The sequence below is a fragment of the Marinimicrobium koreense genome (genome assembly GCF_003762925.1).
GTDB lineage: Bacteria > Pseudomonadota > Gammaproteobacteria > Pseudomonadales > Cellvibrionaceae > Marinimicrobium > Marinimicrobium koreense.
Genome location: NZ_RJUK01000003.1, coordinates 1 through 18,662, shown reverse-complemented (window position 1 = coordinate 18,662; position 18,662 = coordinate 1). Strand labels below are relative to the sequence as shown.

General features: G+C 58.4%; 15 protein-coding genes and 1 tRNA gene. 12 read left to right on the top strand and 4 right to left on the bottom strand.

Annotated elements, in window-relative coordinates; genetic code table 11:
* The 11 genes from EDC38_RS14610 to EDC38_RS14560 all read left to right on the top strand — a co-directional run bounded on the left by EDC38_RS14610 (position 1) and on the right by EDC38_RS14560 (position 10,442).
* Positions 1 to 918, top strand: coding sequence for a lipid kinase (locus EDC38_RS14610; protein WP_123639298.1), 918 nt, complete (start codon positions 1 to 3; stop codon positions 916 to 918).
* Complete coding sequence (locus EDC38_RS14605; protein WP_024462032.1) at positions 915 to 1,367, top strand: hypothetical protein; 453 nt, start codon at positions 915 to 917, stop codon at positions 1,365 to 1,367. Before EDC38_RS14610 ends, EDC38_RS14605 begins: the two co-directional genes overlap by 4 nt.
* 111 nt (positions 1,368 to 1,478) lie before the next feature.
* A tRNA-Phe gene (locus EDC38_RS14600) sits at positions 1,479 to 1,554 on the top strand.
* A 560-nt stretch (positions 1,555 to 2,114) separates the two neighbouring features.
* Positions 2,115 to 2,612 (top strand): DUF3015 family protein, encoded by a 498-nt coding sequence (locus tag EDC38_RS14595; RefSeq protein WP_123639297.1) that lies wholly within the window; start codon positions 2,115 to 2,117, stop codon positions 2,610 to 2,612.
* 71 nt (positions 2,613 to 2,683) lie between these two features.
* Positions 2,684 to 4,570 (top strand): Lnb N-terminal periplasmic domain-containing protein, encoded by a 1,887-nt coding sequence (locus EDC38_RS14590; protein WP_123639296.1) that lies wholly within the window; start codon positions 2,684 to 2,686, stop codon positions 4,568 to 4,570.
* 474 nt (positions 4,571 to 5,044) lie between these two features.
* Positions 5,045 to 5,251 (top strand): cold-shock protein, encoded by a 207-nt coding sequence (locus EDC38_RS14585; protein WP_024462033.1) that lies wholly within the window; start codon positions 5,045 to 5,047, stop codon positions 5,249 to 5,251.
* Between the two features lie 166 nt (positions 5,252 to 5,417).
* Positions 5,418 to 6,308, top strand: coding sequence for a mechanosensitive ion channel domain-containing protein (locus EDC38_RS14580; RefSeq protein WP_123639295.1), 891 nt, complete (start codon positions 5,418 to 5,420; stop codon positions 6,306 to 6,308).
* Between the two features lie 65 nt (positions 6,309 to 6,373).
* Positions 6,374 to 7,507 carry a helix-turn-helix transcriptional regulator gene (locus tag EDC38_RS14575; protein ID WP_123639294.1) on the top strand — a complete coding sequence of 378 codons (1,134 nt, stop codon included), beginning with the start codon at positions 6,374 to 6,376 and terminating at the stop codon, positions 7,505 to 7,507.
* Complete coding sequence (locus EDC38_RS14570; RefSeq protein WP_170162952.1) at positions 7,504 to 8,376, top strand: alpha/beta fold hydrolase; 873 nt, start codon at positions 7,504 to 7,506, stop codon at positions 8,374 to 8,376. The genes EDC38_RS14575 and EDC38_RS14570 overlap by 4 nt, the downstream gene beginning before the upstream one ends.
* A 101-nt stretch (positions 8,377 to 8,477) precedes the next feature.
* Positions 8,478 to 9,287, top strand: coding sequence for an ATP-grasp domain-containing protein (locus EDC38_RS14565; RefSeq protein ID WP_123639292.1), 810 nt, complete (start codon positions 8,478 to 8,480; stop codon positions 9,285 to 9,287).
* A gap of 288 nt (positions 9,288 to 9,575) precedes the next feature.
* On the top strand, positions 9,576 to 10,442 hold the full coding sequence (locus tag EDC38_RS14560) for a lytic polysaccharide monooxygenase (protein WP_123639291.1): 867 nt from the start codon (positions 9,576 to 9,578) through the stop codon (positions 10,440 to 10,442).
* A 63-nt stretch (positions 10,443 to 10,505) separates the two neighbouring features.
* On the opposite strand, the gene EDC38_RS14555 is transcribed toward EDC38_RS14560, so the two are convergent.
* The 4 genes from EDC38_RS14555 to cobA all read right to left on the bottom strand — a co-directional run bounded on the left by EDC38_RS14555 (position 10,506) and on the right by cobA (position 15,133).
* Positions 10,506 to 11,153: a flavin reductase family protein gene (locus EDC38_RS14555; protein WP_246004457.1), complete on the bottom strand. Its 648-nt coding sequence runs from the start codon at positions 11,151 to 11,153 to the stop codon at positions 10,506 to 10,508.
* 137 nt (positions 11,154 to 11,290) lie between these two features.
* Entirely contained in the window at positions 11,291 to 11,644 is a 354-nt protein-coding gene (gene nirD, locus EDC38_RS14550; protein ID WP_123639290.1) for a nitrite reductase small subunit NirD, read from the bottom strand.
* Between the two features lie 43 nt (positions 11,645 to 11,687).
* Positions 11,688 to 14,231: a nitrite reductase large subunit NirB gene (gene nirB, locus EDC38_RS14545; protein ID WP_123639289.1), complete on the bottom strand. Its 2,544-nt coding sequence runs from the start codon at positions 14,229 to 14,231 to the stop codon at positions 11,688 to 11,690.
* A 71-nt stretch (positions 14,232 to 14,302) separates the two neighbouring features.
* Positions 14,303 to 15,133 (bottom strand): uroporphyrinogen-III C-methyltransferase, encoded by an 831-nt coding sequence (gene cobA, locus EDC38_RS14540; protein ID WP_425462035.1) that lies wholly within the window; start codon positions 15,131 to 15,133, stop codon positions 14,303 to 14,305.
* A gap of 437 nt (positions 15,134 to 15,570) precedes the next feature.
* Between cobA and EDC38_RS14535 the strand changes: the two genes are divergently transcribed.
* Entirely contained in the window at positions 15,571 to 18,276 is a 2,706-nt protein-coding gene (locus tag EDC38_RS14535) for a nitrate reductase (protein WP_123639288.1), read from the top strand.
* Positions 18,277 to 18,662 lie beyond the last annotated feature (386 nt).

Below are 18,662 nucleotides of genomic sequence, written 5' to 3'. Positions count from 1 at the left end.
ATGGCCAGCGCCATTCGCACCCTGCTGATCATCAACCCCGGTAGCCGTCGGGGTTCCGAGGCGACGCTCGATGAAGGCGTAGAGCGCCTGCGCAGCGCCGGGTTTGAGGTCGAGGTCTATCTGTCCGAGGGGCCGGAGCAAAGCCGCCGGGCGGTGCGCGAGCGTCGCGAGCAACTGGAGCTGGTCATCATGGCCGGAGGCGATGGCACCATCAGCTCCATGGCCCAGACCCTGTATGAATGCCAACTGTCGCTGGCGATTCTGCCGCTCGGTACCGCCAACGACCTCGCCCGAACCTTGGGGGTCCCTCAGGAGTTGAACGCCGCCTTTGACGTCATTGCCGCCAACCCGCGCCGCCGGATCGACCTGGGCGTGGTCAACGACCAGTATTTTTTCAATGTGGCGAACCTTGGCCTGGGGGTGCAGGTCACAGAAGAGCTGACCGACGAGGTCAAGAAACAGTGGGGCGTGTTCAGCTATCTCAAAGCGTTCTTTGCCGCGCTGCTGCGCCGCCGTCAGTTCCGCGTCCGACTGACCGTCGATGGCCAGCGCCAGAAACTGCGCTCCATCCAACTGGCGGTGGGCAACGGCCGTTACTACGGTGGCGGTAACGTGGTCCGGGATTGCGCCAGTATCGATGATGGCCTGTTATCGCTATACAGCGTGCGTCCTTTGGGCGTCTGGGAGCTTCTGACGCTGGCACCGCTGCTGCGCGAAGGCCAGTATGACCTGGACCACCGGGTCGTGACCGCGCGGGGTCAGCGGATCGAGATAGAGACCCGTCCGACCGGTATGTCGATACACGCGGACGGCGAGCCGGTAACCGCCACGCCGGCACAGTTCCACTGCATCCCTGGTGCGCTGGAAGTGGTGGCGCGGGAGAACAATGCTTTTGAAACCGACAGGCCAATGCTATGAATCTGCTCAGAACCGATCTGCAAACCGCCCTGCAAAACCTGCACGTTGGGGTACAGGAAAGCGCGGACAACCTGCGCGACCTGGCGGAGTTCATTGACGATGATGACGTGGCGGCCCTGTTTTCAAGCCTGGCCGATGCCCGCGACAGTCTGTCCGACGGCCTGGCCGACGCCATCCGCACCGCCGGCGACCTGCCGGCGGCCCCGAACAGCGAAAAAGAAGCCGGTGAACATCTGATCCACCGCATCCGGGCCCTGTTCTCGGCGGACCAGACCGTCAGCCTGATTAGCCAGTGCCTGGAGGCGGAAGAACACCTGCATCAGGTACTGACCGACTGCGACGCCCTGAACCCCGAGGCGCCTTATCCCCACTGGCGGGAAAAAGTGAGTGCCCACTTGGACGAAAGCCGTGCCCAACTGGAGCAGTGCCTGAAAAAACACGGCGGTTAGGCATCAGTCCTCAGGAATTTGCCAACCCCTCTTGACTCATTGAGTCTGAAACGGTTTAATACGCGCCTCTTGTCGCCGAGCCCCCGGGGCTGGCAGACCAAGACAAGAAAAGCCCGGATAGCTCAGTCGGTAGAGCAGTGGATTGAAAATCCTCGTGTCGGTGGTTCGATTCCGCCTCCGGGCACCATACTTTGAAAAGACCCCGTTAGCCCCCATGGCTGCGGGGTTTTTTATTGCCTGAGGAGTGGCGAAATCGAACGCTCCTTATGGTGGTTCGATTGACTCGGGCCTTCCTGGCCCTCGCCCTTCGGGCAGCTGCGCTGTCAATCGCGGCTGTCCTGCCGCGCTTTCCGCCTCCGGGCACCATACAAAAACCCTCGCCTGCAAAGGTGGGGTTTTTTTTATGGTGCCAGGTGGCTGGATGAGAACCACCGCCTGGTTCGACAAAATTGTCTGGAACAACCGGGCTGGCGCACCAGTTTGGACGCCCGAAGGCTGAGCCCCATGGATGGGGCGAGCATTCCGCCTCCCCCTCCGAGCCCTTTCCCCTTCAATCCAGTTGGCTTCTAATGTGGCTCCAGAAGACCGTGACAAGTGTTACAGGCCCTTTCCGACGCTTGACCAGGCGCATGTTCTGCCGTCCGCCCCTTTTTGGTGCGTATATTTGACATGAAAATACACATAATGATAGAAATGTCTTCCGTCCAAACATTGGGATGGCAAATAACGACACTATGGAGCTTTAATATGAAAACAAAAATGGTTTTAATCAGTGGTCTTACGGCCGCCTTGTCTTTGGCTAGCGCAGGAGCTTTGGCTCAAAACGGCGAGGTTGGAACAGGTCCAAATCCATTCTCAGACTGCGGCATCGGTGCTGCCGTATTCCCGACTAACGGTGTTGCTGCGGCGCTCTCTAACGTGATCTGGGACGTGGGCACCACCGCCGTAACCTCGGCAACCGCAAGCCCCGAGACTTGCAGCGGCAAGAATGTGCAGGCGGCAGCTTTCATTATGGAAAGCTATGATAACCTCATCGAGGAATCTGCCCAAGGCAATGGCGAGAACCTTGCTACCTTGATGAGCATCATGGATGTCTCTGAGGAGCAGCGTGAAGCGGTTACCCTGAGTCTGCGTCAAGAGGCCGCGGACGTTGTGGGCTCGGAGGAGTACCTGACGTTGTCTTCTCAACAGAAAGCTGAAGCTTTCTACAATGGTCTTATGAAAGCCGTTTCTCAGACTGGTTAAGAGCCTCCCCTCCGCAGGCTGGGGCTATCTTTTGGCCCCAGCTTTCGTTTTACCTCAATGTGATTATCCGAATGCGTTATCGTTGGCTGGTGTGGGTCGCGAGCTTGCTCGCGATATCGTGCGCCTTGGCAGACGGTCCGTTGCCATCATCATTAAACAGATACGACGACCGTAAAATCTTGACACTCAGTAAAGAGATGCAGTGGCGCCGGCTGCTGGGGTTCTCTTCACCCCAATCCAGGGTCAGCGACGTAAAAGCGACTGCCTTTTTCTTGTCCAGAGACGGCCGTCGAGACCCACTGAGAGAAATGAACGCTACCCTTAGCGCCTTTTATTCCTCTTCGCCTCAAGACCTGAATGACCATGCTGTGTGTCGTTTTCCGGCACGCTTTCTGTGGCTGTCTCAGCATTTTGACTTTCAGGAGATTCCCGTCACACCGGACGAGTGCCCAGGGTATACCGATTTTTCTCTGAATGGCGATGTCGAGTCGATTAGCCTCATTTACGCAACCGGGTACCTTGGCAATCCGGCTTCATACTACGGACATCTTCTGGTTAGATTGAACCGCCATGGCGAGAATGTCCGGGAAAGTCTGGATGATACGGCCATCAACTTCGGCGCCATCATTCCAGACAATGAAAATATGCTGGTTTACATTGGGAAGGGAATCTTCGGCGGCTATGACGCGGGCTACACACACCGGGAATATTTTTACCATACACACAATTACGGTGAAAATGAGCTGAGGGACTTATGGGAGTATCGGTTAGCGCTAAGCGACTCTGACAGAACGCTGCTTGTCGCACACCTGTGGGAGTTATTGGCCAAAGAGTACACCTACTACTTTTTTAACAGAAATTGCGCTTATCAAATCGCCCAGCTATTCACGGTAGTAACAGGTGAGAACTACACTAACGCAAACCGACCTTGGGTGCTTCCCCAGCAGATAGTGCAGGCGGTTAATGGTTCGGCCTATCGAGGTACCGGCCTGGTAGAGTCGATTGATTATATACCTTCAAGGCAATCGAGACTCTATGCCCGCTATGAAGAGCTCGGTGCCAAAGAGCGAAAACGGGTAGAGCAAGCCGCCCATCGAGGTTCACCGGCCCTGGAGGAAACCATTGTTGGCGCCGAAGAAAGCCAAAAACGCGTCCTGGATACACTGCTCGATTATTATCAATTTCGGCAGGTGAAAGCAGATGTCGATGAGGTGCCAGATATTGAGAGAGAGCACCGTGCTGTACTGATGAGGCGTTTTGAACTTGAGCCAGGCGGTGGAGCATTGGATTTACAGGGGGAAGATGCCCCTCACGAAGGGCGGCCACCAAGCTACTTTTCGGTGGGCCTGCAGGACGGGCCAGGCGCTGCTCCACGGTACACGGTCCGAGTCAGGCCAGCCTACTATGACTCATTGGATGCGCAAGGCCGAAGCGTCGCATTCTCGACTCTGGCGATGGGAGATATCACCGTGTCTTTTGGGGAAGAGGGGAGCCAGCTGGAAAAGTTGACGATCGTTGAAGTGGAGAGTATTCAGCAAAATAAAACGGGTTTACCTGGCGATAGGGGGCACTCCTGGCGACTTTCGGTCGGCGCAGAACAGAAATCGTTCAGCTGTGCGGACTGCCTGGCCGCCAAAGGGATGGCGGCAGCCGGTTATTCTTCGTCATTTGGTTCTGACCGTATGGTGCTCTCTGGATTTATCGGAGGTGGCTATTTTGCTACTACTGATACCAGCGAGGGATTTTTCGTTGAGCCGTCCTTGCAGCTTAATTGGCGCTTAAGCGGGAAAGTGAACCTCCAGGCGTACTGGGGGGAACAGCACTTCTATCACTCTGACAGGCAACGGCAGGCCCGGTTGGATGCTCGGGTATCTTTGACAACTAACACCGACTTGCGATTATTCTTTGAAAACCGAGACGTCCACTTCTTTGGTCTCTCAGTCGGTTACTATTGGTAGCCTTGGGTGACAGGCCACCGTATGGCGAGTGGCCGAAGGTGCCAGGGCACTCCACGCATAAACCCAAGAGCCACCGTGTTGAAGTTGCCCAGCTTCGGGAACACGCCTGTGAAGCCTACGCTGGCTCAGGTCTCGTCATCGCGGTCCGGTTGTACCGGGTCCTGCGTGTTGTCGGGGCCAGCTCTGGCGGTCGGTTGGGCTCGGATGACCTGTTAGGGGATAGTTCGGGCGGCTCAGGGGCTCGTTCGAGAAGTTATCGGGCTTAAAAAGAGCGCTTTAGCCCTCAAAAAGTTCTTGACGTGTGCCACAGAACAGATACTATGGGTCCTGCTAGAAAGCTTGTTTTATATTTATGCACAACCATTTCGATTCCTGCCTGTAGCAAGTCGTCCTGTCCGTCATAAGTAATAGCACCATTTCCAGCACAACCGACCCTCGGGTCATCTACATTTTTTGATTGATTAAGGTAAGACTATGTCTACAGTTACTGGTACCGTTAAGTGGTTCAACGAAGCAAAAGGTTTTGGTTTCATTGAGCAGGAGTCCGGTCCGGACGTTTTCGCTCACTTCAGCGCCATTCAGGGCACTGGCTTCAAAACCCTGGCCGAAGGCCAGAAAGTAAGCTTCACCGTGACTCAGGGCCAGAAAGGTCCTCAGGCGGAAAACATCCAGCCTATGTAAGCGATTGTCGCTTCGTTAGGTCGCCTGCTCCTCAAGGCAGGCAATGAAAAACGGCGCTCCTCGGGGCGCCGTTTTTTTATGCCCGGTGTTCATGGCTTTGCCGCCGGATTTGCTACACTGCGCCCATTACCGATGCCCGCGTCGGGCGTAAGATCAGGACACCACCATGCTGGAAACCATTGGTATCAACCCCGCCGAACTGGCCGCCTCGGAAACGCTGCTGAAGCTACTGATCAGCACGGCGTTGCTGATTACCGTGGTGGTGGTGGTCCGGGCGCTGTCCGCCCGCTACATCCGCCGCAACGTCGCCTCCATGGAGTTGCGCCGCCGCTGGCTGGTGCACTCGCGTAACGGCCTGCTGCTGTTCATGCTGCTGGGGTTGATCATCATCTGGGGGGAAGAGCTGCGCACCCTGGCACTGTCAGTGGTGGCCATCGCCGTGGCGTTTGTGGTGGCCACCAAGGAGCTGATTCTGTGTGTGACCGGCTCCATCCTCAAAGCCGGGGCCGGGTCCTTCAATATCGGGGACCGCATTCAGGTGAAAGACTTTCGCGGCGATGTGATCGACCAGAGTCTGCTCGCGACCACCATTCTGGAAGTGGGCCCGGGCAAGCTGACCCACCAGCGCACCGGGCGGATGATCGTCATCCCCAACGCCCTGTTTGTGGCCGAGCCGGTGATCAACGAAAGCTACACCCACGACTATGTGCTGCATGTGTTCACCATCCCCTTCAAGCGCACTGCCAACTGGCAGGCTGCGCAACAGGCGCTGTTGGCCTCGGCCAATGAACACTGTGCGTCTTATCTGGCCGAGGCCAAGCGCTACCTTAAAAGACTGAACGAGTATCGCGGCCTGGACGCCCCCTCGGTGGAGCCACGCATTACTCTTCAGATGCCGAGCGCCGAAGAAGTTCACCTGGTGGTGCGCATCCCCGTGCTGACCGACCGGCGTAGCTCTATTGAACAATCCATTCTGTCGGAGGTGTTCAGTCAGCAGGAGTTCTCCGGTGCAAAAGAGAAGGCTCTGGAGCAGGAGGGCTCGGCGCCCACGGGATGAAACCCGCGACCGCCTGTGCTTTAATGAGGTGAAGCACACAGTTCTTTGACCCTCAGGAGTCGGCGGTGCCCCTTGCCAAACCCACAGCCCCGGACTTACTCGAAAGCCTCTATGACGGCGCGATGAACCCGGAGCGCTGGCCCCGGTTTCTCGGCCAATTGGCCACCCGCTTCGACGGTGGAACCGCTTCTCTGCGCATTACCGATATCGAAAAACCACGGGTTTACACCTCTTTCACTCAGGGGTTTGATGCCGAAGCCAATCGGCGCTACATGGAAGAATCCGTGGCGGTTGACCTGTTTCGTGACGCGCTGTCGGCGGCGCCCTTGGGCACCACACTGGCCAGTCACGAGATTGTGTCCGACCGGGAGTTTGAGCGCAGCGCGCACTATCAGATGGTGTTTCGTCCCAACGGGAACTTCTATGCCATGGGCGCCCAGTTCGAGCGCCAGGCCTCCCGGGCCGCGCATATCGGCGTTCACCGCCCCCGCCGTGCCGGGCCTTTCTCCCGCTCGGAACAGCGCGAACTGGATATCTTTTATCCCCACCTGAAACGCGCCGCCCGCATGATGCAGTTAATGGGGGAGTTTGAAGTCGCGTTGGGGCAGGCGAGAGCCGCGCTGGATTGCCTGCCCTACGGTGTCTGGCTGGTGGACCGGCAAAGGCGATGTCAGTGGTCCAACGCTGTGGCTGAGGAGGCGATGCAGACGCATGTTTATGGCCTTGGGCTCAGCGGCGAACGGTTGCAGTTGCGGGATGCCATGGAAGAGTCCCGGTGGCGATCTGTCTGTGACCGGGTGAGCCGTGGTGAGATCAGCGCCGATGTGATGCCCCTCGGCCACTCTGGCGCCACGCTGGTGGCCATGCAGTATCGCCGGCCGTCTGCCCGTGCCCTCATGGGGCCCGAGCAGGAGGCATTACTGGTGTTTCTGTTGGACCCGGAGCGACCGGTCAAACCCAACGCCCAGCGGCTTCACACCCTCTATGGCCTGACCCAGGCGGAAATTCGTCTGCTGGGGGAGTTGTTGCGCGGCTATGAACTGTCCGAGATCAGCGCCTGCCTGAACCTGTCCATTCATACCGTTCGCGCCCAGTTGAAATCGGTCATGCGCAAGGTGGGCGTTACCCGCCAGGCGCAACTGATTCGCAAGCTGTTGATGGTGTGTGCGGCGCTGCCATCGGATGGAGATGCACATTGACGATTGAAGGTTTTATCGACCGACCGGATGGGCGCCGCCTGCGTGTGCTGGAGCAGGGCGAATCCGACGCGCCGGCATGGCTTTATCTGCACGGGCTTCCGGGGTCGGCGGATGAGGCCTGGTTGCCTGGGGCTGTGGCGGACCGGGTGCATCTGCTATCTTTTGATCGGCCCGGTTATGGCGGGTCCACGACATGCTCCGAGTACACCCTGGCCATGCTCGCAGAGGATATTGGCGCGATTGCTGATGCGTATTCGGTGCCGACGATCCGCTTACTGGGTTTTTCGGCCGGCGGTCTGTTTGCCCTTGCCGCGGCCCGACTGCTCGGCGAGCGGGTGTCCCGGGTGGTATCAGTGGGCGCTCCGGCGCTGCACTGGTTGGATGATCCCGATCGGGAAGCGGCAGCACTGACCGCCGGCGCCTGGCAGGGCGCCCGGGATAATCCGGAGCAGCTTGCCGAGGCTCTTACCGCACTGACCCGAGACGGGGCGACTTTACAGGAAGCCATGCGTGACAGCCTTTCACCGGAAGATATCGCGATCATTGATCAGCCTGGCATAAGGCATCGGTTTGCGCAGACCATGGCTCAGGCTACCTGCCAGGGTGCGATCACGTCGGCGGCAGCCTTCGCCAGTGAACTGCAGTTGATGGTGTCACCCTGGCGCTATGAACTGGAGACGCTACCGGCATCGGTCAACTTTATCCATGGCGATAGCGATCAGTTGCTCACCGTGCGCCACCTGGAAGCACTTCACCAGAGCTGTCCTCACAGTCGCGCCGTTATTTTGCCGGGAGAGGGGCATTACTCGCCCCTGCTGGGACCCGGCGCGTCGGCATTATGGACCGACTGGATTCTCGAAAACGCCTGACAACAAAAGCCTTGAGCGGCAATAAAATCGCTTGTCAAAACCGACACGTTGAGGGCAAAATTCGCGCCTCCCGCGGCTCGCCGTTTCTTTGAGTCTTTGTCATGCGTTTCGCCAGTTTCGATGTGTTTCGCACCCTGGGGTTTCCCGATACCCGCCATTTCAAACCCGATCACCTGTTCCGCCATCAGTCCGAACTGAGTGCGGCTGAGTGGATATTGTTTCCCGAATACTGGCAGATCAATGCGTTGATCTACGGTATGGGCTGCCGGGTATTTCCCAGCCAGGCCAGTTATCTGCTGGGACACAACAAAATTGAAATGACCCGGGCGTTTCAGGCCGTCGCGCCGGCCCACGTACCGGTGACCCACATTCGCGCGAATACCCCGGACAACGCCGAGGAACTCTGGCAGGAAATAACCCACCCGTTTGTCGCCAAGCTCGCCAAAAGCAGTATGGGGGAGGGCGTGTGGTTGATCGAAGAGCGGGATCAGTGGCGCGAGTATCTCGGCCGGACCAACACCCTCTATGTGCAGGAGTGGCTGCCCATCGATCGGGACGTGCGGGTGGTGATCGTCGGAGATCAGGTGCTTGCGGCCTACTGGCGACTGCAATCCGGGTTCAGCTTCCACAATAATGTGGCGCGCGGCGGGAGCGTGGATTACAGCCCCGTGCCGGCGGTGGTGACAGACCTGGCGCTGTCGGTCGCCCGTAAGCTGGGGGTGGATCACGCCGGATTTGATATTGCTCTGGTGGGCGATCATCCCTACCTGCTGGAATTCAACCGCCTGTTCGGCAACCAGGGCATTCCGGGCGGTGGCCAGCGTCTGCGCGAGGCGATTCTGGGCTATCTGGAGCGTCAATCCGCGCAGAGTGACGACCCCAGTCGCCCGCCGGAGCCAGTAGCGGCCTGAAAACAGGCCGCTCAATTTATACGATCTTCAAATAAACCCGCCTTTCCTATATTTCATTTCATTGTTAAAACAGCGCTCAAAGTGTGATGGTTCCCGCAATCATCGCCATTTGGATGGGTTTGGCGTCAATCCGGTCGTCTGGTAGTAAGTAACAAATAATATTTATATATTTGTAAGAAACTATCTAATGTGGTTTTATCCCTCCTGCCTTCCGAATCAAAACCGACCGGTTGCGATGCGAAAGGCCTGCGTCTACTCAAATTCACACCACGAAAGGGGTAAATAACAATGAAGACTCAGTGGTTTAACCATCTCACCAAAGCATTCAGCGTCGGGTGCCTGACTCTCGCGGCGGCGGCCGCTCCGCAGTGGGCCAGTGCCCACGGGACCATCACCTCTCCGGAAAGCCGGATCTGGAACTGTAAGGAGCAGGGCCAGAACCCGAGCTCCGCGGCCTGCGCGGCTGCCATTGCCGAAAGCGGCACCCAGCAGATTTACGACTGGAACGGCATTCGCCAGGGCGCGGCCGATGGCGACCATCAGTCAGTCGTACCCGATGGGCAACTGTGCAGCGGCGGTGACCCCGGCACCTTCGGTGGCATGGATCTGGCGCGTGCCGACTGGGAGGCCACGCCCGTGTCCGGCTCCCAGACCTTTACCTGGTATAACTCGGCCCCGCACAAGTCCCTGTACTATCGCTACTACATCACCAAAGAGGGATACGACCCCACCCAGCCGCTGGCCTGGAGTGACCTGGAATACCTGATGGAAACCGACCCCAAGCCGGGTGAGACCTACCCGAGCCACACCGTCAGCCTGCCCAGTCGCACCGGCAAGCATGTGGTGTACGCCATCTGGCAGCGCTCCGACAGCCCGGAAGCCTTCTACGCCTGTGTGGATGTGGAGTTCAGTGGCGGCAGTTCAAGCAGCTCCAGTTCTTCGAGCTCCTCGTCCAGCAGTTCCAGCTCTTCCGACAGCGGCAATACCTGCGTCGGTATTCCCAACTGGGATTCGGAAGCCGTCTATCTGGCAAACGATCAGGTGCGCTACAACGACAACCGGTATGAAGCCAAGTGGTGGACTCAGGGACAAGTACCGGCGGACAACAGCTCTGAATGGGCGGTCTGGATCGACCAGGGGGGTTGTACCGAGTAACGGAGACGTTTCAGTAAGGAAACAAAAAACCGCCGGGGTAGTTGACCGGCGGTTTTTTTGTGCTCAGTCGTCCAGTGGGCGCGGAGGTTGATCGGGCTTGGCGTAGGCCAGCCGCTCCAGGCGCTCGGTGCGATGGTAGCTGTCCAGCCCGGAAATGGTCACCGCGTCCAACGCTTCGATATCCACGTAGCCGTCCGGTTGAATCACATTCGGCTCCACATGCACTGCGACGATTTCACCGACGATAAAATCGGTGTTGTTGAACTCCAGGTGTTTGCACTCCAGCAGCTTCAAACCGATCTTCAGGCGGCTCTCGTCGACATAGGGGGCCGGGTGATCTTCAAGATAGCTTGGTTTTAACCCGGTGGCATCGAATTCCGATTGCCCGCGCAGGTAGCGAGCGGAGGTCTGATGGGCCGGGCGGATCATGCCGCCATGCACCTGATTCAGAGTGTAGTAACCGGTGTCCAGAATATTTTCCACGCTGTGCCGCTCTACCGTGCGCGGGCGCGTCACCATGCCCATCAGCGGTGGATTGGCCCCCAAATGGATGACCGAGTTGACGATTGCCAAATTTGGGTGGCCGTCCTGGTCCACAGTGCCGACCAGATTGGCGCTCTTGAAGCCCGCCAGGGAGTTGATGAATTGCGCGCGGTAGCGCTTTTCCATCTGGTCGATGCTTGGGCGGTCAAAGTACAGGGAAGAAGTCATAGTCGCTCCACAATGGCTTGTGGAAACACTATACGACAAGGTGGGGGCAATGGGTCAAAAAAAGGGGGTGGTCGGGGCCACCCCAAAGGATCGACTTCATGAAGCAATGAAGAAGTCGGCTCTTGCAGAGACGGGGGTCAAATCTGAATGTGCACTACGCCGTTTTCCACGCGAACCGGGTACACCGGTACCGAGTGCGCGTCGGACTCCAGGCACTCGCCGGTGCGTAGATCGTAGTGCTCCTTGTACAGCGGAGAGGCCACCACGGTGCGCTCGCCCAGAGAACCGATAATGCCCCGGCTCAGCACGTTGGCTTGGCCAATCGGATCGTAGTTGCCGATGGCAAAGACTTCATCGAGGGTCTTGCTGTAGAAAATCGCGACCTGTTTCTGATGGATCAGGGCACACAGGCCGCTGTTGGGTTGCAGGTCGGATTTGCTGCACACCTCAACCCAGGTCTGTTCCACTTTCTTGGCGACGGCGGTATTCATATTGATGTTCTCCTTAAAGGCAATCGGTCATTGAGCACAAACTTCAGGAACGGATTTCCACCAACGGGATGCGGTTCTTGCGCTCCTCATCGGTGGCAGGGCGACGCTGACCGCGCTCGGCCACATAGGCGAGGTTGTCATCGATCTCGTCACTGTTGATAAAGTGGCGGAAGCGCTTGAGCTTTTCCGGATCTTCCAGGGTGGTCTTCCACTCGCACTGGTAGTTGGCCAGGTTGCGGGTCATGTCATCTTCCAGTTCCCGGCCGATATTCAGCTTGTCTTCAATCACCACTTCTTTCAGGTAATCCAGCCCGCCTTCCAGGTTCTCCATCCACACCGAGGTGCGCTGCAAGCGATCGGCGGTGCGGATGTAGAACATCAGAATCCGGTCGATGTACTGAATCAGCGTATCGTCGTCCAGGTCGGTGGCGAACAGGTCCGCGTGGCGCGGACGCATGCCGCCGTTGCCGCAGACGTACAGGTTCCAACCTTTTTCCGTGGCAATTACGCCGATGTCTTTCGATTGGGCTTCGGCGCATTCGCGGGTGCAGCCGGATACGGCAAACTTGATTTTGTGCGGTGCGCGCAGGCCCTTGTAGCGGTTCTCGATGGCGATGGCCATATCCACGCTGTCCTGCACCCCGTATCGGCACCAGGTGCTGCCCACACAGGATTTCACCGTACGCACGGATTTCCCGTAGGCGTGGCCGGTTTCAAAACCGGCGTCGATCAGTTTTTTCCAGATGATCGGCAACTGGTGCAATTGCGCACCGAACAGGTCCACCCGCTGACCACCGGTAATTTTGGTGTACAGGTTGAACTCCTTCGCGACCTCACCGAGCACGATCAGTTTTTCCGGGGTGATTTCGCCCCCGGCCACTCGGGGCACCACGGAGTAGGTGCCGTCCTTCTGCATATTGCCCAGATAAATGTCGTTGGTGTCCTGCAGGCCCAGGTGCTCTTCCTTCAGAACGTAATCGTTCCAGAAGGAGGCGAGAATCGACCCGACCGTGGGCTTACAGACTTCGCAGCCCAGGCCCTTACCGTGACTCGCCAACAGCTCATCAAAGGTTTTGATCTGTTTGACGCGTACAATATCGGCCAGCTCCTGGCGGCTGTATTCGAAGTGCTCGCACAGGTGGTTGTTCACCTCCACACCCAGGGCGCTCAGCTCGGCGTCCATCACCTGCTTGGTCAATGCCGCGCAACCACCACAGCCGGTGGCGGCGCCGGTGCAGGACTTGATGCCCCCCATATCGGTACAGCCATTCTGCACCGCATCGCGAATCGAGCCTTTGGTAACGTCGTGGCAGGAGCAGATCTGGGCCGTGTCGGGCAGGGCATCCACGCCCATGCCCACCGGTGCCTCGCCGTCGGTGGCGGGCAGAATCAACTGCTCCGGTGAAGCGGGCAGGTCCATCCCGTTTACGCAGATCTGTTGCAGCGTGCCGTAGGCGTCGGTGTCGCCCACCAATACCGCCCCCAGCAGTTTCTTGCCGTCTTCGGAGACGATCAGGCGTTTGTACACTTCGGCCACACCGTCGCTGTAGGTATAGCTCTGGGCGCCGGGTGTCATTGCCAGGGCATCGCCGACACTGCCCACGTCCACGCCGAGCAGTTTAAGCTTGGTGCTCATGTCGGCGCCGGTGAAGGATTGCTCGGCGCGGCCCTGAATATGCTCAACGGCAATTTTGGCCATCTGGTAACCCGGGGCCACCAGGCCGAAAATCTGGTTGTTCCACAGGGCACATTCGCCAATGGCGTAGACGTTGTCCGCCGAGGTCTGGCAGTGGTTATTGATGGCGATGCCGCCGCGTTCACCCATTGCCAGGCCCGCCTGCTTGGCGAGTTCATCCCGCGGGCGAATACCGGCGGAGAAAATCACCATATCGGTTTCCAGGTGTGAGCCATCGGCGAAGTTCATCCGGAAGCGGCACTCATCACCTTCGATAATTTCCTTGGTGTTCTTGCCGGTGTGCACACTTACACCCAGTTTTTCGATTTTCCGGCACAGCAGTTGGCCGCCGCCTTCATCCAACTGACGGGCCATCAGACCATTGGAAAATTCCAGCACGTGGGTTTTCAGTCCCAGGTTCTTGAGCGCATTGGCCGCTTCCAGGCCGAGCAGACCGCCGCCGATGACCGCGCCCACCTGACTGTTCTGGGCCGAGGCGGTAATGGCTTCCAGGTCTTCAATGGTGCGGTACACCAGGCAGTGATCCTGATCCCCGCCGGGAATGGGCGGCACAAACGGATAGGAGCCCGTGGCCAACACCAGTTTGTCATAGGCCTCGGTACGGCCGCTCGCTGTGGTCACCGTCTGCTCGTCCGGCTGGATGCTCACCACCTTATCGTTCAGGGTGTACACCACGCCGCGCTCGCGGTAATCGTCCTCGGTGGTCAGCGCCAGATCCTCGACTGTGGAGCCGTCAAAGTAGCTGCTCAGCTTGACCCGGTCATAGGCCAGGCGCGGCTCTTCGGAAAAGGTGATGATCTCGTAATCACCGGCGTTCTCCACACTCAATAAAGTGTCGATAAACTTATGCCCGACCATGCCGTTGCCGACCACAATAATGCGCTGTTTCATAAAACCACTCCTGACTAAACTCAAAATTCTGATTCCGGTTTTACCGGTATTGGTGGATGACGGCCTTCGGCCTACGCAATCGACCGCTGCTGCGCCTCACTCAAAAACTGCTCCGGCGCCAACTGGTCCGCCAACCGCACCACATCCCCCACCACAATCAACGCCGGGGATTGCACCGCGTCGCGCTCGGCGGTCTCGGCCAACTCGTGCAACGTGGTGGTCAACACCCGCTGATTCGCCCGGCATCCGTTTTCAATAAACGCGGCGGGCGTATCGCCACTCAAACCGTGGGTCATCAATTGCCCGGCAATCTCTTCCGATCGGCTCACGCCCATATAAAACACCAGGGTGTGATTCAACTGCGCCAGCGCCTGCCAATTGGCGGTCACTTCGGTTTCGCCGTGGCCGGTCACCAGGGTGCAGCCCTGGGATACACCGCGATGGGTCAAGGGCATATGGGCGCTGCTGCTGCAACCGGAGGCGGCGGTAATACCCGGTACCACCTCGGCGTTCACACCTGCCTGGCGCAGGGTCATCAGTTCCTCACCACCGCGACCAAACACGAAGGGGTCGCCGCCCTTAATGCGGCATACGGTTTTGCCCATCAGTGCCTGGTCCACCAGGCGCTGATTCAGATCGTCCTGCGCAATGCTGTGATGATTTTTCGACTTGCCGACATAAAGTGCGGGGGTGCCGCTCGGAAACAGCGCGCGAATATCCGCACTCACCAACTGGTCGTAAAAAATGATGTCCGCGCTTTCAATTGCGCGCAGCGCTTTCAGGGTCAGCAACTCGGCATCGCCGGGACCGGCACCCACAAGCCATACTTTCCCGGTTGATGCGGGAGTCGAGCGGGTCGGCTTGGACGAGGGAATCAATGGTTCAATGTTCATGGAGTTCATAACGGTTGCCCTGAAAAATCATTTTACGAATGCATGGTTGGGCTAGAGCAAAGACAGTGCCATTCACTGACAAACCCCATGAAAAAGTTTATAACCCCTTATTTTTCATGCGCTTAGCGGGCACACATTCTGCAGCGCGGGATTTTTATACGTTACAAGTTCACGCGAAACGAGCACCACGGCCGTGCAAAGGTGCGCTGAAATAATGCAAAACGGTGCAGGCGGGCGATGAACAATTTGCGTTGAAAGTGTGCAAGTGGTGGTGCGTAGTGCGCTATCCCGGTGCTCTTGCAGATTTTTCGTTGGAATGAGTGCGTGAACTGAGGTGAATTCGGCCGAACGACCGACATTTAATGGCAGGAAATGAAATTGGCGTGGCGATTGCAGTGCTTGAAGGCGTGATGACAACAAACACTTTCTATATTGCAGGTTGATCCATGACAGTTCATCGGTACGAACCCATTCCCACCGCCCAAGCCGAGTCCACGGTACAGACCACCTGTGCCTACTGTGGTGTTGGCTGTGGCATAAAGGCCACGGTGAATACCGAGGAACGGAAGGTGTTGATCGAGGGAGACGAGACCCATCCGGCCAACCTGGGGCGGCTCTGCTCCAAAGGCCTGGCGCTGGGGGAGACCCTGGTGGACACCGGTCGACTGCTCCACCCGAAAGTGCACGGCGAACAGACGAGTTGGAATCACGCGCTGCAGACCGTGGCTCAGGGTTTTGTGGATACCATTGTCGAGCACGGCCCGGACTCGGTGGCCTTCTATGTGTCCGGGCAACTGTTGACCGAAGACTACTATCTGGCCAACAAGTTGATGAAGGGCTTTATCGGCAGCGGCAATATCGACACCAATTCCCGCTTGTGCATGTCCTCCAGCGTGGCCGGGCACAAGCGCGCCTTTGGCAGCGATACGGTGCCGGGCTGCTACACCGATCTGGAACAGGCGGACATGATCGTGCTCACCGGCTCCAATCTCGCTTGGTGCCACCCGGTATTGTTCCAGCGCATCAAGGCCGCCAAACAGCAGCGCCCTCATATGAAGGTGGTGGTGATCGACCCGCGCCGAACCGACACCTGCGATATCGCCGACCTGCATCTGCCCATTCACCCGGGTACTGATGTGGCGTTGTTCAATGGTCTGCTCAGTTATCTGGCCCAACACAACGCTATTGACGAAGACTTTGTCCAGGCCCATACCGAGCATTTTACCGAAGCCCTGGTGGCCGCCATGGAAGACGCTGGTCAGCGCCCGGTGCTGGCCGAACAACTCGGCGTGGCCGACTATCAGTTGGAAACCTTTTTTCAGTGGTACGCCCAGACCGAGAAAACCGTCACCGTTTACTCCCAGGGGGTAAACCAATCCACCGCCGGCACCGACAAGGTCAATGCCATCATCAATTGCCATTTGGCCACCGGCCGTATCGGTCGACCGGGCATGGGGCCGTTCTCCGTCACCGGCCAGCCCAATGCCATGGGTGGGCGTGAAGTCGGCGGGCTGGCGAACACCCTGGCGGCCCATATGGAGTTCGACCATCCGGAGCATTGGCAACTGGTGCGGGACTTCTGGAAAGCGGACAACCTAGCCACCCGTCCCGGCCTGAAAGCCGTGGACATGTTCGACGCCGTCGCCTCCGGTAAAATCAAAGCCATCTGGATCATGGCCACCAACCCGGTCATGAGTCTGCCTAACGCCGACAAAGTCAAGCAGGCCTTGAAGGACTGTCCGTTGGTAGTGGTGTCCGACTGTATTGAAGACACCGACACCACGCGCCTGGCCGACGTGCTATTGCCCGCCGCCGGCTGGGCCGAAAAATCCGGCACCGTCACCAACTCCGAACGGCGCATCTCACGCCAACGGGCCTTGCTGCCGCCCTTGGGGGAAGCAAGGCCGGACTGGTGGATCATCGCCGCCGTGGCCAAACAGATGGGCTACGGGCGCGCCTTCGACTACGCCAGCGAAGCCGAAGTGTTCAGCGAATACGCCCGCCTGACGGCCACCGACAATAATGGCACCCGGGATCTCGATCTGGGTCACTATAGTCACTTGACCCTGAACGACTACGACAGCCTGCCGCCGCGGCAATGGCCGCTGCCGACGAAAGCCCCGTTGCCCGATGGCGACCAGCGCCTGTTTGGCGATGGTGTGTTCTTTACCCCCTCCGGCCGGGGGCGGTTCGTGTCGGTACGCTATCGCGCACCGGCCACCCAGGTGGATAGCCACTACCCGCTGACCCTGAACACCGGCCGCATCCGCGACCAATGGCACAGCATGACCCGCACCGGCCTGGCCTCGCGCCTGTGCGGCCACCTGCCGGAGCCGTTTATCAGCATTCACCCCAAGGATGCCGGGCGCTACCAATTGAAAGATGGTGCTCTCGCGGACGTCACCAGCCGACAGGGCCAGGCGCGGGTGCGCGTGCAGCTCACCGACCAGGTCAACCTGGGTGAAGTCTTCATGCCCATGCACTGGAATGACGTGCACGCCAGCCGCGCGCGGGTGGCCGCCCTGGTAGGTGAATACGTCGACCCCACATCCGGCCAGCCGGAAAACAAATACACCCCGGTTCAGGTCCACCCCTGGTACGAACAGGCCGAAGCCCTGCTGGTCAGCCGAACCCCACTGCCCGAACTGGACGCCGACTACTGGGCCATGCGTCGGGTCAACGGCGGCTACCTCTATCGTATCGCCAGCGAACAGCACCCCGCCGACCTGGATAAACAACTCCAGAGCCTGTGCCAGCAAGGGGACCAACAGCTCGCCTTCGGCCACCCCGAGCGCGGCGAATTCCGGCGCGCCTTTGTGCGCGAGGGCCAACTGTACATTGCCTTCTCCGTCGCCAAACAGTTCGGCACCCGGGATTTCAGTTGGCTCGGCGACCTGCTCGAAGGCGACTTCGCCGCTACCGCCATGCGCGCCCTGTTAAGCGGCAAGCCGGACCAGCAACACAGCCAGGGCAAACTGGTGTGCGCCTGCAAACAGGTGGGCTACAACACCCTGTGCAACGCCATCCGCGAAAAAGGCATCGACACCGTCGACGCCCTCAGCGCCGAAACCACCGCCGGCACCGGCTGCGGCTCCTGCCTGCCGGAGCTGGAGCAGATTATTGCCAGGGAGCGTGCGCACGAGGCAGCCTGAACTTAAAGCCAGGGAAGGTTAAATTCTGATCAATCCATACAGTATATTGGCAGCCGAGCCAAAATCGGGCACACTTTGTAAACCGAGCACGCTCGTTTACACACCGTGGCTTATAAAAAAGACAATAAATTCAATGCATTACCAAACCGGGCAGTAAATTAACGCGCACTGCCCGTCAGAAAAACGCGCATGCACGCTTTTTCACCCTGACAACTTGGATGTTCAGCATGAAAATACCCGAATATCAGATAGTTGCGAAAAGCTCTTCGAGTGAATGCTCGGAGGGATATTGCGCATGCGCGATATACAAATAATGAGATGGACGCCCCTCTCTAGTCGGCTAGTCTTAAGTGACTAAGCCACAGTGGAGGGTAAGAAAATGAAAG